This is a genomic window from Rhodospirillales bacterium (assembly GCA_014323865.1).
Lineage (GTDB): Bacteria > Pseudomonadota > Alphaproteobacteria > SP197 > SP197 > SP197.
Genome location: JACONG010000016.1, coordinates 845,142 through 863,830 on the forward strand (window position 1 = coordinate 845,142; position 18,689 = coordinate 863,830).

At 64.4% G+C, this 18,689-nt stretch carries 16 protein-coding genes, 1 tRNA gene and 1 other RNA gene; 11 read left to right on the forward strand and 7 right to left on the reverse strand.

What is annotated here, in order from left to right:
* Window positions 1-175: 175 nt before the first annotated feature.
* The 3 genes from GDA49_13135 to GDA49_13145 are packed head-to-tail and all read left to right on the forward strand — an operon-like array spanning window position 176 to window position 3,855.
* Window positions 176-925 (forward strand): TVP38/TMEM64 family protein, encoded by a 750-nt coding sequence (locus tag GDA49_13135; GenBank protein MBC6441321.1) that lies wholly within the window; start codon window positions 176-178, stop codon window positions 923-925.
* 60 nt (window positions 926-985) lie between these two features.
* Complete coding sequence (locus GDA49_13140; protein MBC6441322.1) at window positions 986-2,407, forward strand: FAD-dependent oxidoreductase; 1,422 nt, start codon at window positions 986-988, stop codon at window positions 2,405-2,407.
* Between the two features lie 53 nt (window positions 2,408-2,460).
* Window positions 2,461-3,855, forward strand: a complete 1,395-nt coding sequence (locus tag GDA49_13145; protein MBC6441323.1) for a HAMP domain-containing histidine kinase — start codon at window positions 2,461-2,463, stop codon at window positions 3,853-3,855.
* Here the strand turns inward: GDA49_13145 and GDA49_13150 are convergent.
* Both GDA49_13150 and ggt read right to left on the reverse strand, forming a co-directional pair.
* Window positions 3,833-5,032, reverse strand: a complete 1,200-nt coding sequence (locus GDA49_13150; GenBank protein MBC6441324.1) for a class I SAM-dependent rRNA methyltransferase — start codon at window positions 5,030-5,032, stop codon at window positions 3,833-3,835. The genes GDA49_13145 and GDA49_13150 overlap by 23 nt on opposite strands.
* Before the next feature lie 14 nt (window positions 5,033-5,046).
* Complete coding sequence (ggt, locus tag GDA49_13155; protein MBC6441325.1) at window positions 5,047-6,741, reverse strand: gamma-glutamyltransferase; 1,695 nt, start codon at window positions 6,739-6,741, stop codon at window positions 5,047-5,049.
* A gap of 81 nt (window positions 6,742-6,822) precedes the next feature.
* Between ggt and GDA49_13160 the strand changes: the two genes are divergently transcribed.
* The gene (locus tag GDA49_13160) at window positions 6,823-7,821 is read left to right on the forward strand and encodes a P1 family peptidase (GenBank protein MBC6441326.1); all 999 of its coding nucleotides are present in this window, start codon (window positions 6,823-6,825) and stop codon (window positions 7,819-7,821) included.
* Between the two features lie 243 nt (window positions 7,822-8,064).
* Here GDA49_13160 and GDA49_13165 read toward each other — a convergent pair whose 3' ends face one another.
* Both GDA49_13165 and GDA49_13170 read right to left on the reverse strand, forming a co-directional pair.
* Window positions 8,065-8,484: a DUF4864 domain-containing protein gene (locus GDA49_13165; protein ID MBC6441327.1), complete on the reverse strand. Its 420-nt coding sequence runs from the start codon at window positions 8,482-8,484 to the stop codon at window positions 8,065-8,067.
* Window positions 8,485-8,715: 231 nt separating this feature from the next.
* Window positions 8,716-8,913, reverse strand: coding sequence for a hypothetical protein (locus GDA49_13170; GenBank protein ID MBC6441328.1), 198 nt, complete (start codon window positions 8,911-8,913; stop codon window positions 8,716-8,718).
* A 295-nt stretch (window positions 8,914-9,208) separates the two neighbouring features.
* On the opposite strand from GDA49_13170, the gene GDA49_13175 reads away from it, so the two are divergent.
* Window positions 9,209-9,285 (forward strand) — tRNA-Arg (locus GDA49_13175).
* 196 nt (window positions 9,286-9,481) lie between these two features.
* Here the strand turns inward: GDA49_13175 and GDA49_13180 are convergent.
* A complete protein-coding gene (locus GDA49_13180) occupies window positions 9,482-10,012 on the reverse strand; it encodes an ACT domain-containing protein (GenBank protein MBC6441329.1) in 531 nt (176 codons plus the stop codon).
* A 104-nt stretch (window positions 10,013-10,116) separates the two neighbouring features.
* Complete coding sequence (locus tag GDA49_13185; GenBank protein ID MBC6441330.1) at window positions 10,117-11,541, reverse strand: AmpG family muropeptide MFS transporter; 1,425 nt, start codon at window positions 11,539-11,541, stop codon at window positions 10,117-10,119.
* A 232-nt stretch (window positions 11,542-11,773) separates the two neighbouring features.
* Between GDA49_13185 and GDA49_13190 the strand changes: the two genes are divergently transcribed.
* On the forward strand, window positions 11,774-13,144 hold the full coding sequence (locus GDA49_13190; protein MBC6441331.1) for a Do family serine endopeptidase: 1,371 nt from the start codon (window positions 11,774-11,776) through the stop codon (window positions 13,142-13,144).
* A 135-nt stretch (window positions 13,145-13,279) separates the two neighbouring features.
* Here the strand turns inward: GDA49_13190 and GDA49_13195 are convergent, their stop codons facing one another.
* Window positions 13,280-15,304 carry an elongation factor G gene (locus tag GDA49_13195; GenBank protein ID MBC6441332.1) on the reverse strand — a complete coding sequence of 675 codons (2,025 nt, stop codon included), beginning with the start codon at window positions 15,302-15,304 and terminating at the stop codon, window positions 13,280-13,282.
* Window positions 15,305-15,429: 125 nt separating this feature from the next.
* Between GDA49_13195 and GDA49_13200 the strand changes: the two genes are divergently transcribed.
* The 5 genes from GDA49_13200 (at window position 15,430) to GDA49_13220 (ending at window position 18,674) form a co-directional block, all read left to right on the forward strand.
* Complete coding sequence (locus tag GDA49_13200) at window positions 15,430-16,173, forward strand: N-acetylmuramoyl-L-alanine amidase (protein MBC6441333.1); 744 nt, start codon at window positions 15,430-15,432, stop codon at window positions 16,171-16,173.
* Window positions 16,174-16,198: 25 nt separating this feature from the next.
* An RNA gene (rnpB, locus tag GDA49_13205) (RNase P RNA component class A) lies at window positions 16,199-16,587 on the forward strand.
* Between the two features lie 319 nt (window positions 16,588-16,906).
* Window positions 16,907-17,377, forward strand: coding sequence for a division/cell wall cluster transcriptional repressor MraZ (locus tag GDA49_13210; GenBank protein MBC6441334.1), 471 nt, complete (start codon window positions 16,907-16,909; stop codon window positions 17,375-17,377).
* Window positions 17,374-18,327 (forward strand): 16S rRNA (cytosine(1402)-N(4))-methyltransferase RsmH, encoded by a 954-nt coding sequence (gene rsmH / locus GDA49_13215; protein ID MBC6441335.1) that lies wholly within the window; start codon window positions 17,374-17,376, stop codon window positions 18,325-18,327. Before GDA49_13210 ends, rsmH begins: the two co-directional genes overlap by 4 nt.
* Window positions 18,324-18,674 carry a hypothetical protein gene (locus GDA49_13220; protein MBC6441336.1) on the forward strand — a complete coding sequence of 117 codons (351 nt, stop codon included), beginning with the start codon at window positions 18,324-18,326 and terminating at the stop codon, window positions 18,672-18,674. The genes rsmH and GDA49_13220 overlap by 4 nt, the downstream gene beginning before the upstream one ends.
* Window positions 18,675-18,689: the final 15 nt, after the last annotated feature.

Below are 18,689 nucleotides of genomic sequence, written 5' to 3' on the forward strand. Positions count from 1 at the left end.
GCTGTATAGGTGACGGGCCCGAGGGTGTCAACGCCGTGCCGTCACCAGTCTTCACGAACGGGTGACGCCGCCTTTTTGTCGGGCCGGGCGTTCCCCATAGTCTCATGCGTGACGGGGCGATCTCTTCCCTCGGGGCCGGGATCGTAGATGAGAGAAACGAGCAGGGCGACCATCCATGACCCAGGACGAGACTGTCGAAACGAAGCCGAAGAACAGCCTCATGAAGAGGCTGCTGCCGATCGCCGCAATTGCGGCGATCATGGTGGCGTTCTTCGCTTCGGGTGCTCAGGAGCACGCGACATTCGCGACACTTCAGGAGAACTATGAGGAGCTTCGGGCCTTCGTCAAAAGCAACTTTGTCGTGGCGGCCATCTTGTTCGTCGTGGTCTACGCCATTGCGGCGGCGGCGTCTCTGCCGGTTGCATCGCTGCTGACGCTGATCGGTGGCTTTCTGTTCGGCTGGCTGCTCGGGACGCTGTTTACGGTGATCGGTGCCACGACGGGCGCAACGATCCTCTTCATCGCCGCCCGCACGTCATTCGGTGAGGCCCTGCGCGAAAAGGTGAAGCCTTATCTCGGGCGCATGGAGGAAGGTTTCCATCGCGACGCCTTCAGCTATCTGCTCTTCCTCCGCCTGATGCCCGTTTTCCCCTTCGTCGTGGTCAACCTGGTTCCCGCCTTCCTCGGTGTGTCGACCCGGCTGTTCATCATGACGACCTTCATCGGGATCATCCCCGGCAGCGCCGTCTTCAACTTCATCGGCAGTGGACTGGGCGACATCCTCGTCTCGGGCGAGGAGTTCTCGCTGGAGAACGCGGTCAACCGGGAGATCATCATCGGTCTCGCAGGTCTGGCGATCGTGGCGCTGGCGCCCATTGTGTGGCGCAAGATCAAGGGCAGAGCGGGCAACGCCACGGGGTCCTGAGGCGCTGTCCGTTCGTACCCTTCACCCCTATACTCTGTTTCATACGACCAGGAGAGTTCCATGGCCGACGAGCGGTTCGATGTCTGCGTCATAGGTGCCGGTTCCGGCGGATTGTCGGTGGCCTACGCCGCCAGCCACATGGGCGCCAGGGTGGCGCTGATCGAAGGCCACAAGATGGGTGGCGACTGCCTCAACTTCGGCTGCGTGCCCTCGAAGGCTCTGCTGGCCGCCGGCCATGCAGCGCACAACATGCGGCACGCCGGACAGTTCGGCGTGAAGTCCGTCGAGCCGGAGATCGACTTCGCAGCGGTCAACGCGCACATCCGCGATGTCATCGCGACCATCGAACCTAACGATTCGGTTGAACGCTACAGCGGTTTCGGTGTCGATGTGGTCTCGGCGCGCGGGCGCTTCACGGGGCGCGATACCGTCGAGGCGGGCGGACGTACGATCCGGGCACGGCGATTCGTCGTGGCGACCGGCAGCCGGGCGGCGGTTCCGCCGGTGCCCGGACTCGACACGGTGCCGTTCTTCACCAACGAGACGATCTTCGAGAACACCGAGAAGCCCGAGCACCTGTTGGTGATCGGTGGCGGTCCGATCGGCTCCGAGATGGCCCAGGCCCATCGCCAGCTCGGCTGCCGGGTCACGATCCTCGACAGGGGTACGATCCTGCCCAAGGACGATCAGGAACTGGTTGCCGTCGTGAAACAGAGCCTGGTCGACGACGGCGTCGAGCTTCTGGAGAAGGTGGCGCTCGAGGGCATCGCGGGTGAGGCCGGACGGATCGTGATCACCTACGAGAGCGACGGTGCAAGGTGCGAGGTGGAAGGCAGCCATCTTCTGATCGCTGCCGGACGAATCCCCAATGTCGACGACATGGGGTTTGACAAGGCCGGTGTCGACTTCGACCGCCGTGGCATCAAGGTCGATGACCGCCTGCGTTCGTCCAACGCCAGGATCTACGCCATCGGCGACTGTGCCGGCGGCTTCCAGTTCACCCATCTCGCGAACTATCACGCCGGCATCGTGATCCGGAACCTGCTGCTGCGTGTGCCCTCGAAGGTCAACCTGAAGGCTCTGCCCTGGGTGACCTACACCGATCCCGAGATGGGCCATGTCGGCTTGACCGAGGAGCAGGCCCGCAAGGAGCATGGCGACGTTACGGTCCTGCGTCACCCCTATCACGACAACGACAGGGCGATTGCCGAGCGCCGGACAGAGGGCCTGGTCAAGGTCGTGACGACCAGGAAGGGCAAGGTGCTGGGCGCCTCGATTGTCGGTGCCAACGCGGGCGAGTTGCTCCAGCCCTGGATTCTCGCGATCTCGCAGGGCATGAAGATCGGTGCAATGACCTCGATCATCGTGCCCTATCCGACCATGGGCGAGATCAACAAGCGTGCCGCGGGCTCCTACTACGTGCCCAAGGTGTTCGGCGACGGCATGAAGCGAGTTGTCCGGATGCTGGCCAGGTTCGGCTAGTCGGCCACCGAAGGCGATGGGCGCGCGGGGCCGTTGCCCGTATAGTTTCGGGCATGGCAGGTGCAACCATCGAGATGCCGTATTTCTGGCGCGGTCTTTCGGCGCGCCTTGTCGTGCTGACCATCGTGTTCGTGATGATCGCCGAGGTGCTTATCTTCGTGCCGTCGGTCTCACGCTTCCGGGTCGACTACCTGCAAGAGAAGATTGATGCCGCCTATCAGGCCACGCTGACGGTGCGTGCGGCACCCGGTGGTCAGGTCTCGCCGGAACTCGAGGACAAATTGCTGAGTTATGTCGGCGTGAGCTCCATCGCACTGAAAATGGAGGAGGCGTCCTATCTCATGCTCGGTCGCCCGGAGCAGGTCGGCGCGAGCTACGATCTTGCCCAGCGCAGCATTCCCCGTCTCATTGTCGATACCTTCACGATGCTGCTGGGGCGCGACGAGGCGATCATTCTGGTCACCGGAAAGCCGCGCGGCACCGATAGCGACGCGCTTGTTGAACTCGTCGTTCCCGCCGATCCGCTCAAGACCGCGATGATCGACTTCGGCTGGCGCATTCTGGGCCTCTCGATCGTGATTTCGGTGATCACGGCCGGCCTCGTTTTCTTCGCCCTGCAGCGCATCATGGTCCGGCCCGTGCAGCGGATGACCGAGAATCTGATCGCGTTTCGGGAGGCGCCCGAGGACATGTCCCGCTCGATCAAGGTCAGCAACCGGAGCGACGAGATCGGTATTGCCCAGCGTGAGCTGGCGGAGATGGAACGCGGCCTGCGGCAGGCGTTGCAGCAGCGCACCCGGCTCGCAGCGGTCGGTTCGGCGGTGAGCAAGATCAGCCACGACCTGCGCAACATCCTGACGACCGCTGCGCTGGTGTCCGATCGGCTGAGCATGTCGGGCGATCCCGAGGTGCAGCGCCAGGTGCCGGTGGTGCTGGCCTCGATCGATCGTGCCGTGAAGCTCTGCCAGGACACTTTGCGCTATGCCCGGGCCGACGAGCCGGACCTTCATTTAGGCCGCTTCGAATTCTCTCCGCTGGTCGATGACGTCGCCAATGCGTTGACCGGCAGCGGCATGGGCGCGGTCGTGTGGGACAACCGCGTCAGCCCATCGGTCGTGGTCAACGCCGATCGCGACCAGATGTTTCGTGTGCTGCTGAATCTGACACGCAACGCCGCCGAGGCCATGGGCGACGAGGGTGGCGCGATCACGGTTGCGGTGGAGCGCGGCGACGGCGTCACCAATATCGACATCGCCGACTCCGGGCCCGGTATTCCCGAGCGGGTACAGAACCAGCTGTTCGAGGCCTTCGCCGAGGGTTCTCGCGGCACCGGGCTGGGTCTGGCCATAGCGCGCGAACTGACCCGGGCCCATGGCGGCGATCTGGAACTGGCGACGACCGGTCCCGAGGGGACGCGCTTCCGGCTCAGCCTTCCCGATCGAGGCTGAGGGCCGCGAACTTCAGATAGGCCGATTGCGGCAGGCTGGGATGAATCGGGTGATCGGGCCCTGCACCCGTAACCCGGAGCATCGCGCCGCTGCGTTCGGAATCCTGCAGACCGCGGTGCACCTGAAACAGGAAGCTCTGGGTGTCGACGTGGTGGGAGCAACTCGCCATCGCCAGAATACCGCTGGGTGCAACGAGGCGCGCGGCCAGCCGGGTGAGTTTGCGATAGCCTTTCTGGCCAGCGCCCAGGTCCTTCTTCGTGCGGACGAAGGCCGGAGGATCGCAAATCACGATATCGAACTGTTTGCCCCGGTCGCGCAAGAGGCCGAGCTCCGCAAAGGCATCGGCCGCTTCAAAGTCGCACCGCCCGGCAACGCCGTTGGCCTCGGCCGCCGCGCGCGCCAGTTCGAGGCCTGACTCCGACCGATCCACCATCGTTGCGCGACTCGCGCCGGCTGCGGCACAGGCAATGCCGAAGCCGCCAGTGTGGCTGTAGACATCGAGCACCGTTGCGCCTTTGGCGAGCCGGGCCATGAACGCCCGGTTGTCGCGCTGGTCGAAGAACCAGCCGGTCTTCTGGCCGCTCACCGGTGCGGCGTTATAGGCAAGGCCGTTCTCAAGAACGCTCACGATGGCGTCCGGCTCCGGCCCGACGACACGGAACGACTCGTCCAGACCCTCGAGCTTGCGCACCGGGCTGTCACCACGCAGCACGACGCTGGTCACGCCGATCTCCGCCATCAGCGCCTGGGCGAGGTCGTCCGCCAGCCGATCCATCCCGGCGCTGTTGATCTGGCAGACCGCGATGTCGCCATAACGGTCGATTGCGCAGCCGGGCAGGCCGTCGGCCTCGGCGTGGACGAGACGGTAGTGCGGCACGTCGAACAGGCGGTCGCGCAGGGCAGCGGCCGCGACCAGACGCCGTTCCAGCTCCTTTCGATCGAGCATGACCCCCGCGTCGCGGGAAACCAGGCGCGCGGCGATGAGCGAATGAGGGTTGAAGAAGGCGGTTCCGAAACCTGTGCCGTTGGCACCGGCAATCCGCACCTGTCTACCCGGTTCCAGCGCCCTGGCGGTCGCATCCATGGCGATCTCGTTGGAAAAGATCCAGGGGTGCCCCTGAACGGCACGCTTGTGGGCACCGGGCTTCAGCCGTACCTCGGGTAGACCTTGGGACACTGACGTACTCCGGGCTATTCGCCAAGCGCGGTTCCCTCGCGCCTCGGATCGGTGCCGCCATAGATGATTCCGTCTTCGATGTAAAAGCCGGCAAGGCCTGTCGTCATCGACCGGGTCGTGACCTTGTGCCCGAGCTCTTCCAGAGCGTCGACATGCGCCGTCAGCCCGGTGCCGTCCTCAAGCTCGGTTGCGGTGTTGCGATTGACGTGATGGGGCAGTTCGAGCGCGGCCTGAATGTCGAGCTGCCAGTCGAGTACCGCGATCAGGGTCTTGGTGACGTAGCAGATGATGCGTGAGCCACCGACGGTGCCGACCGCCATGACGAGGTTGCCCTCGGTATCGAACACGAGCGAGGGTGCCATCGACGAACGCGGACGTTTGTTGGGTTCGACGCGGTTGGCGATCGGCACCCCGTCGCGCTCGGCTTCAAACGAGAAATCGGTCAGTTCGTTGTTGAGCATGAATCCGCCCGCCACCAGCCGGCTACCGAAGCCGCGTTCGATGCTGGTGGTCATCGACACGGCGTTGCCCTCGCGGTCGACGATGCTGATGTGGCTTGTGGAATAGCCGTGATGGCCGTCGTCCAGCGCGAGCGCGGCGTGGTCCCAGCCGTCGATCGCTCCGGCCTCCGCCGTGCCCATCGACGCCTCCGGGTCGATCAGCGAGGCGCGCTCGGCAAGGTAGTCCTCGTCCAGCAAGGCCTCGACCGGAATGGCGACGAAGTCGCTGTCGGCGAGATAGAGATTGCGGTCGGCATAGGCTAGGCGCTGGGCCTCCGAGATGAGGTGCACGGCCTCGACGGAGCCCGGCTTGACCGCCGCCATGTCGAACCCCTCGAGCAGAAGCAGAATCTGCGCAACCGTCACACCGCCACTGGAAGGCGGCCCCATGCCGCAGACCGTCCAGACGCGATACTCGACACAGATGGCCGGGCGCTCAATGGCCTCATAGGCGGCGATATCATCGACCGTCATCGCGGCCGTGTTGACCTCGGTCGTTGTCACGGCATCGACGATCGCCTGGGCGAGCGGACCCTCGTAGAAGGCGTCCGCGCCGCTCTGGGCGATCATGCGGAAGCTCAGGCCAAGAGCAGGATTGGTCAGCACGGTGCCGACGGCTTTGCGTTCGCCTGATTCGGTGAAGTAGAGATCGTAGAACACGGGAAACCGCTCCGGGCCCTCGACCCGGCTGAGGACCTCATGCAGCCGCGGGGAGATCTCGAAGCCGCCCTCGGCCAGGGCGGTCGGTTCGGCGAACAGCTGATCCCATGGCAGATTGCCGTGCTTCCCGTGGGCCAGCTCCATCATCCGCACGACGCCGGGAACACCGACCGGCAGGCCGCCTTCGGCCGCTTCGGTCCAACCCATCAGCGTGCCGTCGCCATGGCGGAAGAGATCGCCGGTCGCGGCCGCGGGGGCAGTTTCGCGGCCGTCGTAGGAGGTCACGGTGCCGGTCGCCGCGTCGTAGTACAGCATGAAAGCGCCGCCGCCGATGCCGGACGACTGGGGTTCCGTCAGTGTCAGCACGAGCTGAGCCGCAATTGCCGCATCGACCGCACTGCCACCTGCCAGGATGACGTTGCGCGCCGCCATGGTCGCATGCGGGTTGGCGGTCGAGACCATGAAGTCCTCGGACACGACCGGTTCGCCGGCTGTGGCCGGTCCCGAGAGCAGAAGGGTCGCGACAGCGGGCAAGAGAAGGCAGCGCATGGTCTGGTTCTCCGAGACGGTCGCGCTATTGTTCATTGCGGCGTCAGAGGCCGCAACCCGCATGCAACAAAGGAACGGCCAATGGCTGTCGCACCCGGCCCGAGGAACCTGATCACGGACGTCGATGGCATTCTGGTCGGCCAGGCCGAGGACCGATCCGCGCGAACCGGAACCACCGTGGTCCTCCCCGAGCGGCGCTGTGTCGCCGGTGCGGATGTGCGTGGCGGTGCACCGGGAACACGCGATGTCGAGGCGCTCGACCCGACCTGTCTGGTGGATGCGGTTGACGCCATCGTGCTGTCGGGCGGCTCGGCCTTCGGTCTGGACGCGGCGAGCGGCGTGATGGCCTGGCTGGTCGATCAGGAGCGCGGCTTCGCAGCTGGCGGTCATATCGTTCCCATCGTGCCGGCGGCCATCCTGTACGATCTCGCCAACGGCGGCGACAAGAGCTGGCGCGATACGCCGCCCTATCGTGAACTCGGCCGTTCTGCGGCACAGTCCGCTGGTTCGGACGTGGCACTGGGCAACGCCGGAGCCGGTATCGGTGCAACCGCCGGCGCTCTGAAGGGTGGGCTCGGAAGCGCTTCGGCAATAACCGACGACGGCTTGCAGGTTGGTGCGCTGGTTGCCGTGAACGCGGCCGGCTCTGCGATCATTCCCGGAACCCGCACGCTCTGGGCATCGCTCTTCGAGCAGCAACAGGAAATGGGGTCACCACCGCGCGATCTGCAGGCCGGCGATATGGAACTTGATGCGTCGGTGAAGGGGTTCCCTGCCGAGAACACGACAATCGGCGTGGTTACGACGAACGCTGCCCTGGATCGCGCCCAGGCGCGACGGGTCGCAATCATGGCGCACGATGGACTGGCTCGCGCGATCCGACCGATTCATACGCCGTTCGACGGCGATACCGTCTTCTGCCTCGCTACGGGGACTCTGGAGAACCCGGTCGAGCCTGCGATTCTGGGTGGAATCGGTGCCTTGGCAGCCGACTGCATGACCCGTGCGGTCGGCAGGGCGATGGTCGCCGCAGAGAGCATCGGCGAACTGGTTGCCTACAAGGATTGGTTGGTTTGCTGACCTGGCCTGGCCTTTTTTGAGGAAGGAGATCGATATGGCCACAGCCGTGATCACAGGCACCAACCGGGGCATCACGGTCCTCGCGTTCCATCCGGGACGGGTGCAGACCGATATGGGGGGCCGTACGCGATGGTGACGGTGACCGACAGCGTGGCCGCCATGCGGGCCACGATTCCTGCCAGCGGACCCGATCGGAGCGGCCGGTTCTTCAACCACGATCGTCGCGAACTGCCTTGGTAGCGGTCAGGCGCTAAGGTCGGGTGTCGGGTAGAGGGTGCAGCCGTTGATCCGCCAGGAGCCGTCGTCCTGCTGCTCCATCGTGTAGACCGCAAGGACTGCTTCGCCGTTCTGGCCGGTCACATAGACCTGCTGGTAGGGAATGCCGTCGACCAGGTGCACCTGGCCGAACTTGGCGGCCGCCGAACGATAGACCGGCAGATAGGCCTGCCGCACCATCGTCATAAAGACATCAACGCTCCGGAACTTGTCCTGAATCGAGGGTGAGGCGTGGCTGAAGGCGCGATTGCCGTCGTCGCGATTGAAGGCATCGAGCTGGTCGAGGATGACCGCCTTGATCGCGGCAGAGTCTCCGTCGGACACGTCGCCTTGGGCGAGCGCCGCGGACGAGATTGCGAGAACAAGAGCGAAAAGAATATGACGCATGAGTGCATCCCAAGCCTCTGGTAAGTCCAGCCTGACAACCTGATACGTCGGAAGCGGCGTGACCGATCAGCGGACGAAGATGCAGACCTCGTTGACCGCGGTGCGGTTGTTCACATCCCGCAGCTCATGGAGCTGGCCATGGTCTTCCTCGACCGCGCCCGTGAGGCGAAGCGTGGCGTCGATGGCATCCGATATGCAGGCCGATGTCGCTGCATTCGACGCGCTCGTGGCTTAGTAGCGCTGGGCGTTCTGCTCGGTGCGTGCGCGCTGGTTGGCGTAGGCCGCTTCGTTCTGCTGCACCGCCCGCTGGAGGACCTGCGCCTCACCAGCGACATCGCGCACCGTCTCGCTGACCGCGGTGCCGGTGTTGCCATAGGACTGGGCATTGATCGTCGGCAGGCTGAGGCTGTCGTTGAGCGACGACACCATGACGGAGGCGACCTCGACTTGGGCGGCTGAACTCTCGCTTGCGGCGGCTCCGCCGGAAAGCGGCGGCTACAGAATATCGTCCACGGTCTCGCAGCCCGCGAGAAGCCCCCCCAACTGGTAAGGAAGCCCCCTTGCCAGCGGCGAGGATAGATAGTACGCGACGGCCCTCACTGTCACAAGGTCGAAATCTGGACGATTCGCAGGCGGGTTCAGGGTCTTGCGGTCCCTTGCCCTATCGACTAGGTTCCGCGCCTCACATCGGACAGCCCCTTTCGGGGTTCTCCGATGGCAGTGCGCACCCCTAGCTCAACTGGATAGAGCACCTGACTACGGATCAGGAGGTTGGGGGTTCGAATCCTCCGGGGTGCGCCACGTTCTCCTACTTCATTACTCGTCCGATCGCCTGGAGCGCAAAGCGTGCATGACCGCTCACCACGGTGGCGTCGCCGCGGCGGCATGCCAGATCAGCGCTGACGGCCGCCGATCCCGCCGCAAGCGAACGTTACCGTGCCACCACTATGGCGGGGTTGGAGGATCTGCAACGGGCCTGGGGTGGTCGGCCCCGGGATCAGTCGTCGACGGCAATGTACTCGAAGCTCATCTGCATCTCGCCGGCCGTGTTGGCCACGGTGGCCAGGCAGCTTTCGACCCGCCGTTCCGGGATGTACAGCGAGAAACGGGTGACATAACGATCGTGCCCCTTCTCGGGAACACGTTCGCAGTTCATCCGAACAATGTTCGCTCCGTGCTGACCGAAAACTTCGGCAAGTCGGGCGATCACGCCCGGACGGTCGCGCCCGTCGAGCTCGATGCGATGCGTGATATGAGCGCTCTCGTCGTGGATCGGCGCCATCTCGAACGGCGTCACCGAGACCTGGGCGTCATCCATGACCAGGAGCTTCTCGATTTCGTCACTCACGCGATCGAGCGAGAGATCGTCGGGCACCTCCGCCAGACAGGTCAGCTCGGCGGCTTCGCCCAGCACGGCGAAGGTCGTGTCGCCCAGGTTGATGTTGAGATCGAACAGAAGCCCTGCGACATCGGCCACAAGGCCAGTGTGATCCTGACAGATCACTGAAACGAGCGCGTTGGATGTCATGGTCCTGGTTCCCCCTGCTGCGGCGCCTGCCAGGGACGCCGTCGCAATTGTCTGGTTCCGCCAAGCTCTCCGGCTCCTGGGCGGATATTTTAGGTGGCGGGTGCCTATCCGGTGTCCGTCATGGTTTTCCGCCGCATCAACCACACTAGAACCACAAGGCCCGGTATGGCGGCAAGGGTTGTGAGCACGAAAAATCCGATCCAGTTGACCTGCAGGGCCACGGCCTGGGGGGGCGCCGTGCCTGTGACCCAGGTCCAGGCACCTGCCCAGTTGACATGTTCGACCAGCCAGCCGGCTGGCGAGGACAGAAGTGTCCGGCCTCCTGCCATGAACGAGCTCAGCAAGGCGTACTGTGTCGCCGTGTAGGCCGCGTTGCAGAGCGACGAGAGATAGGCCACGAAGGCGGCCGTCCCCATCCCGCCAGCCAGGTTCTCGGCGGAGATCGTCAGCACCAGGACGGTGTAGTCGTAGCCGTACCAGGCTTGCACCGCGAACATCAGGTTGCTGGCGAGTTGGAGAAGGCCGGCAATCCACAGGCCGCGCAGAAGCCCGACCGCACGGATCAGAAGGCCGCCCAGCGCCACACCGATCATGGTGGCTGCGAAACCGTAGAGTTTGGCAACCTCGGCCAGCTCGACCTTGCTGAAGCCTGTCTTCAGGATGAACGGTGTGGTCATGTTGCCTGCGAGCGCATCGCCCAGCTTGTAGAGCAGGGCGAAAAGCAGGATCGGGATGGCGAACCTGCGGGTAAAGAACTCCAGGAACGGCGCGACGATCGCGGTGTAGAGCCAGGCGCCTGCCACACCGAGTCCACCCTTTGCCTCGCTACCGGTCAGCTTCTCGAACTGGGCCCTGCGGCGCTTTTCTTCCCGGTCGCGTTCGGCGGCTTGTTCGGGTTCGCGCGAGATGATCACGGTTGCGATGCCGACGGCCATCAGCGCGGCCATGCCGATGTAGCTGATGCTCCAGCCATAGAACTCGGCGAGATAAAGTGCCCCGGCGCCTGATATCAGCATGGCGACCCGGTAGCCGCCGATGTAGACGGCGGCACCCGCACCCTGTTGGTTCTCTCCCAGCGACTCGATTCGGAACGCATCGATCACGATGTCCTGGCTGGCCGAAAGAAAGGTCACCAGCACGGCCAGGACGGCTGTTGCCGCCGGCTGCGCCAGCGGATCGAGGCCCGAGAGCAGCAGGATCGCGCCCGCAAGAAGCACCTGAATCGTGATCAGCCAGGCGCGCCTGTGGCCCATCCGGTTCGCGAGGATTGGCACACGGAGCCGGTCGATCAGCGGAGCCCAGACGTACTTGAAGGTGTAGGGCAGGCCCGCCAGTGCAAAGAAGCCGATCACCGTCAGGTCGACGCCGACGTCGGTCATCCAGGCCGACAGGGTTGCGCCGGTCAGCGCGAGCGGCAGGCCGCTGGAAAAGCCTAGGAACAGGACGGCCAGAACGCGGGGCTGGACATAGACCGCCAGCCCGGCCAACCAGTCGGCTTTGGGGGGATCGGATGTGCTCACCGGCGCAATCTAGTGGAGTTCGTCAGGTGACGGAATCCTCCGGCCGCGACAGTGCGCAAACCTGGCATTGCGGCGACACGGGTTTGTGAACATGCTTGCCCAAGTCTGGCCATCTTGCGGGCCAAAATTCCTTCTCATCAAGGTGTCATTTGCTTCCGGATTCAGACGGTCGGAGATATGACCGGTTCCGGAGCAGGACCATGAGGAGGTTCGATTGAGATTCAAGTCATCCATTGCTGCTATGGTGTTTGCCACGGCGATTGCGGCTGCACACATGGCCCAGGCCGCCACAGGAGCCTTCTTCGTTAATGAAGAAGGCGAGGCGACACTCGCTCCTGTCATCAGGGAGGTCGGTCCCGCCGTCGTCAACATCGCGACCCGCGGCACCGTGAACGGCGGCGACAATCCGCTGTTCGATAATCCACTCTTCGGCGATCTGCTGCCCCAGATGCCTGACGGCAACGGCCAGCCGTCCCACAGCGTCGGTTCCGGCGTGATCGTCGACGCCGGGAACGGCTACATCATCACCAATCATCACGTCATCGCGCATGCCGAAGAGATCCTGGTCACGCTGACCGATCGCCGTCAGCTGCCGGCGACGCTGATCGGCTCCGATCCCGAGGCCGATGTCGCGGTTCTGCAGGTCCAGGCCGACAATCTGGTCGCGATCGACCGCGGCAATTCGGACGCGCTTGAGGTCGGCGACTTCGTTGTCGCGATAGGCAATCCCTTCGGGCTCGGTCAGACCGTGACGCTCGGCATCGTCAGCGCCAAGGGACGCAGCGGACTGGGTATCGAGGGCTATGAGGACTTCATCCAGACCGACGCTTCGATCAACCCCGGCAACTCCGGCGGCGCACTCATCTCGCTGTCCGGTGACGTGATCGGCATCAACACCGCCATCTTGGGCAACCAGGGCAACATCGGCATCGGCTTTGCCATCCCGATCAACATGGCGAGCGCGATCATGGACCAGATCATCGAGCACGGTTCGGTGCAGCGCGGCCTGCTCGGCATCAACATCCAGGACCTCACGCCGGACCTCGCCGACGCGCTCGGCCTGCCGGTCGCCGAAGGCGCCCTGGTCTCGAATGTCTTCGAGGGCTCGGCGGCGCACGAAGCTGGCGTGCTCGGCGGTGACATCGTGATGTCGATCAATGGCAATCCCGTGCTTGATGCAAGCGATCTGCGCAACGCCGTTGGCCTCATGCGGGTCGGCGAGAAGGCCAGCCTCGAGATCGTGCGCAACGGCTCGCCGCTGATCATCGACGCTGTTATCGCAGCCCGCCCCGACCAGGTGAAAACTGCGTCGCTCGACACCGAGCAGCAGCAGGTTCGGACCGACGATGTGAAATTCGCCGGTGCGGTGCTCGGTGCCATCGCCCCCGACTCCGGGATGGCCGGCAAGGTCGACGGTGTCGAGGTGATCGATGTCTTGCCCAACAGCCCGGCCTGGGTCGCGGGACTGCGTCCCGGCGACATTGTTACCGAGGCCGCGCGCAACAAGGTGACCACGCCCGAAGAGTTCACGGCCGCGGTCGAAGGCGACAACTCCGGTCGTGTGGCGCTTCACATCCGCCGCGGCGACCGGGCCTTCTACATCCTGATTTGAGTGATGCCGGCCCCGCCATTCCGCAGGGCCGGGCTCTCATCTTCTTGAGGATGCACCCGAACCAACCGCGACAACGTCAGCTGACTTGACCTTGAAAGGACGCGAGACCTTCTCTCGCACTCTCTTTGCTGGTCTCTAGGCCGCCTCAAGCTCGCCCTTGCGATCCTCGACGATGATGTCGGCCTCGCGACCGGTGAGTTCCTGCAGATGGTCGAACTCGGCGCTGAAGTAACCCACGCCCTGGGTCAGCGAGCGCAGTTCGCTGATCAGGTCCTGGATTTCACCCTGAGGCATGTTGGCTGTCACCGTGTCCCAGCCCTTCCAGCCTTCGCGGGCCTCGAAGCCCAGAAGCTGGCCGCGGCGACCGGTAACAAGCTGCTGCACCCGCGCCGTCGCCGTGTTGGGGGCGTGGATGTTGACCTGCATGATGGGCTCCAGCAGCACCGGACCGCAGCTCGGCATGCCTTCCGACATGGCGACCTTGGCGGCGAGCTTGAAGGCCATCTCGTTCGAGTCGACGTCATGATACTTGCCGTCGAACACCTCAACCGCGACGTCGACGACCGGGAAGCCCAGCGGTCCCTGCTCCAGGTACTCCTTCGCTCCCGCTTCGACAGCCGGAATGTACTGCTTGGGAATATTGCCACCGGTCACCGAGTTGGTGAACTCGAAGCCGGTGCCGCGGGGCAGGGGTTTGATGTTGATTTGAACGTCCCCGAACATCCCGCTGCCGCCGGTCTGGCGCTTGAAGCGGCCATGCTGGGTGGTCGGTTTACGGATCGCCTCGCGATAGGGCACACGCGGCCGTCCCGAGGACACCTCGACACCGTAGCGGCCGCGCAGCTTGGCGAAGGCGATCTGCAGATGCATGTCGCCCTGGCCCCACAGAACGAGCTGGTGCAGGTCCTGGTCCTGCTCGGGCTCGATCGAGGGATCTTCCTCGTGGATGCGTTGCAGGGCGGTCGCCATCTTGACCTCGTCATCACGCCGTGCGGCATGGATCGAGAGGCCATAGAGGCGTGGCATCGGCTTGGCCGACGGATAGGCGGCATCGGCTTCCGGAGCATCGCCGCCCACGATCAGCGTGTCGCCCGTGTGCGCGTTCTCGAGACGTGCGAAGGCCACGATGTCACCGGTATCGGCATGATCAATCCTGACCTGGTCGGCACCCTGCATGCGGTACATGCCGCCGATACGCTCGCCATTGACAGTCTCGCCGTCCTTGATTGTGCCGCGCCAGATGCGCACCAGCGAGAGCTTGCCGCCATGCTGGGTGTTGAAGGTCTTGAGCACCTGGGCAGCCGGCGGGCCATCGAGATCGTGGAGATTGGCGCGCACCGAAGGCTCTGGCGTCCACTCGACGATCTCCTGCAACAGGCGGCGAACGCCGTTCTCCTGTTCGGCGGCACCGATCAGAACAGGGGCGATCTTGCCTTCTGCGAAAGCATCGCGCAGGTCGCTGACGACCTCCTCGATCGAGGGAATCTCGTCTTCCAGAAGCTTCATCATGAGGTTGTCGTCGAAGTCGGCGAGCGCCTCGAGCATCATCTGCCGCGCTTCTTCCTCGCGGTCCTTGACGTTGTCGGGCATCTCGATCGTGTCGGCGGCCGCGCCGGAGTTGTATTCGTAGGACTTCTCAGTGATGAGGTCGACGTAGCCCGTGACATCCTCGCCGTTGCGGATGGGGACCTGCGTGATCAGCAGCGGCGTCTGCGACACCTCCTGCATCTCGGGCAGCAGTTCGCGCATCAGCGTTGCCGTGCGGTCTATCTTGTTGATGAAGACCATATGCGGAATGGCGTTGTCTTCGAGGAAGCGAAAGATCGGGGCCAGGGTCGAGGCGCGCTCGACGACGGGCTCGTAAACGACGATCGCCGCATCGGCCCCCATTAGCGCGTTGCGCGATTCGGCCAGGAACTCGATGGAGCCCGGACAATCGAGGAAGTTGATGATCGTGCCTTCGAAGTCGGCGTTGGCCGCACTGACCTCGGTCGACATGTTGCGCTCGCGCGCCTCCGGTGCGGAATCGCCGACCGAGTTTCCTTCCTTCACCGAACCCTTGCGGCCGATCGCCCCCGACGCAAACAAGAGGCTTTCCAGGAGCGTCGTCTTGCCGCTGAGCGACGGTCCCACAATGGCAACATTTCTAACGTTTGGCATGAGTCCTCCCGCACGCATGATTGCGCCACCTCCGCAAGCGAGCGCGCCTGCGGGGCGGGCGCCTCTTGTATCCTTGTGACGGTAGTGTGATGGAAGGCGGCCTGCAACGCCTTTGCGGAGCTTTGATGACCGACCTCGACCTGACGGACCATCCTTCACCCAATCATGGCGAGCGCTGTGGCGGTGCGCCCGTCGACATGCTGATCCTGCATTACACCGGCATGGCGAGCGCCGAAGTCGCGCTCGTGCAGCTGTGCGACCCTGCAGCCGAGGTCAGCGCCCATTATCTGGTCGACGAAGACGGCACGGTCGTGCGCCTGGTGCCGGAGGAGCGGCGGGCCTGGCATGCCGGTGTCGCCTCGTGGCGCGGCCGCACCGACATCAACAGTGCTTCAATCGGCATCGAGATCGTCAATCCGGGCCACGAGTTCGGCTACCGGCCGTTCCCCATGGAGCAGATGGCGGCCGTGCGGGATCTCTGCCTCGATATCCTCGAGCGTCAGGCGATCCCGTCGCGCCATGTTCTCGGGCACTCCGATGTCGCACCGGGAAGGAAGAGCGACCCGGGTGAACTGTTCGACTGGGAGCTCCTGGCTCGCAGCGGCATCGGCCTTGCCCGACAGGAGGGCGGCTTCCACGGCCGTAACTATCGCCGTGGCGATGAGGGTAAGGATGTGGGGCGCCTGCAGGCGGCATTTGCTACGTTTGGCTACGGTCTTGTGGCCGATGGCCGCTTCGGCCAGGCCACGCAGGATGTCGTTGTCGCATTCCAGCAGCACTTTCGGCCGGAGCGGGTCGACGGCATCGCCGACGCTCAGACGCGCGCGCGTCTGGCGGGCGTGCTTGCCCAGTGCGTTGACCCGGGCTGAGCAACCGACTACCTAACCCTGAGGATCAGGCGGCCGGATGGCCGCTGGCTGGCGCTTGCGTCGGCTGGAGGAAAGTCCGGGCTCCACGGGAACACGGTGCCGGGTAACACCCGGCGGGGGCGACCCCAGGGAAAGTGCCACAGAAAACAAACCGCCATCCTGCGTCTCGGCGTGGGACGGTAAGGGTGAAAGGGTGCGGCAAGAGCGCACCGCGCGGCCGGTAACGGTCGCGGCAGGGCAAACCCCACCGGGAGCAAGATCGAGTAGGGGTGGCGCGCCTCAGGCAGGTCCGTTCCCGGCCCAGCCGCCCGGGTTGATCGCGTGAGGCGTCCGGCAACGGGCGTCCCAGATGAATGGTCATCGTCCGGCCCGTGTGGTCGGTCACAGAACCCGGCTTACAGGCCGCCTGATCCCATCCGCACCCAAGGATTCAGTCTGGCTGACACATTGACAGCGACTAGTTGTAAAACAAAACAAGAACATCTGTCAATACTCTTCATATGGTATGAAGCTCGTTTTCTACTACAACATGTTGTGGCTTAAGGATTGGTTAAGTCGGTGTCTTCCACACCTCAGACGGAATTTTGTCGTTATCCCGGACACTTACACATCATATCCATTGACACCCAATTTGACCCATGTTATCCCACGCCATCCCAAATAGGGCTGATCCTCTGGCGCGCCTGCCAGATCGTCATCCCACGGGGCGTGGATAAGCCAGAGAGGTGGCACCGTGCCGGTATTTGTCGGTACGCATATCAACAAGATCGACAGGAAGGGCCGCGTGTCCGTTCCGGCGCAGTTTCGCGCGTCGTTCGGCGAGGCGATCAGCGCCGGCGCGTTTGCCATGCGCTCGATCAGCGGCGCTCAAGCCCTGGACGTCTTCACGCCTGATGCCTTCGCCCAGCTTGCCGCCTCGATCGAGAATCCCTTCGCTGAGGAGCATGAGGATTTCACCAACGCGATCTTCGGCGCATCGCAGCACCTGAGTTTCGATGCCGAGGGTCGTACCATGCTTCCCGACGTGTTCCGCGCCTTCGCCGGTGTTACCGACCAGGTCTGCTTCATCGGACGTGGCAATTACTTCCAGATGTGGGAGCCGCAGGCCGGGCTGGCGCAGCAGGAGGAGGCTTTCGAGCGCGCCATTCAGAACCGTGGTGCCATCCGGCTCCGTCTCTCCGTCAATGGGGGGGGGGCTGCATGACCGCGCCCGGCCATGTTTCCGTTCTCCTCGATCAGGTGATCGCCGCCTTGGGCCCTCGGGCTGGCGAGACCTTGGTCGATGCCACCTTTGGCGGTGGCGGCTATAGCGCCGGCCTGCTCGATGCGGCCGATTGCTGTGTCCTCGCGCTTGATCGCGATCCCGAGGCGGTGGTTCGGGGTCGCGATATCGCGGCGCGTTATCCCGGACGTCTGACGGTGGTCGAAGGCCGGTTTTCCGGCCTCGGCGATGCGGTCAGCCGTTACGTTGCGGGTACGGTCGACGGTGTCGTCTTCGATCTCGGCGTGTCGTCGTTCCAGCTTGACGAACTGGAGCGCGGTTTTTCGTTCCGTCACGACGGCCCGCTCGACATGCGCATGGGCGGCGACGGCCGAAGCGCCGCGGATGCCGTCAACCATCTGACGGAAGTCGAGCTTGCCGATCTGATCGGCCGTCTTGGCGAGGAGCGTCGGGCTCGTGCCGTTGCGCGTGCCATCGTCGCGGCGCGCCGTGCCGCGCCGGTCGCGCGGACATCCGAGCTGGCGGAGATCGTGCGTGGTGTCGTGCGGCGCTCCCCCGATGGGATTGATCCCGCAACCCGGACGTTCCAGGCGCTGCGCCTGTGGGTCAACGACGAGCTCGGCGAGCTCGAGCAGGGCCTCGTCGCGGCCGAGGCGGTGCTGCGCGAGGGCGGGCGCCTTGTCGTCGTTGCCTTCCATTCCCTGGAGGACCGGATCGTAAAACGCTTTCTGACCGAACGCAGTGGTGCGGCGGCCAATCCCAGCCGTCATATGCCGGTCGCGACATCGGGTCCCGCACCGACCTTCCGTGTTGTCTCCCGGAAGCCCCTGGGGCCGACGGACGATGAGATTGCGGACAATCCACGGGCGCGCTCCGCGCGTCTTCGTGTGGCGGTGCGGACAGATGCGCCGGCCTGGAGGGATGCGGCATGATGGCGCGCGGTGGAGCAATCTGGATAGGACTTGCCTTGGCCTCGGCCGTGGCGTCGTTCACCATCCAGTACGAGATGCGCGACCTCAAGGACGAGCTGGCCCATCTCGAGACCGAGATCGTCGAGAGCCGCGAAACCGCGCATGTCCTGCGGGCCGAATGGGCCTATCTCAGCAGGCCCGAGCGGTTGGCCGAGCTGGCCCACCGCCATCTCGATCTCGAGCACATGATTGCTGGTCAGATAGGACTACTCGCGGAGGTGCCGCTGCGTCCCGAGCCGGCGCTGGACGATTTCTCGACGCTATTGCGTGAAGGCTCGCGCGTGAGCTTGGAGTTTGAGCAGCCGTGACGGACATCGCGCAGT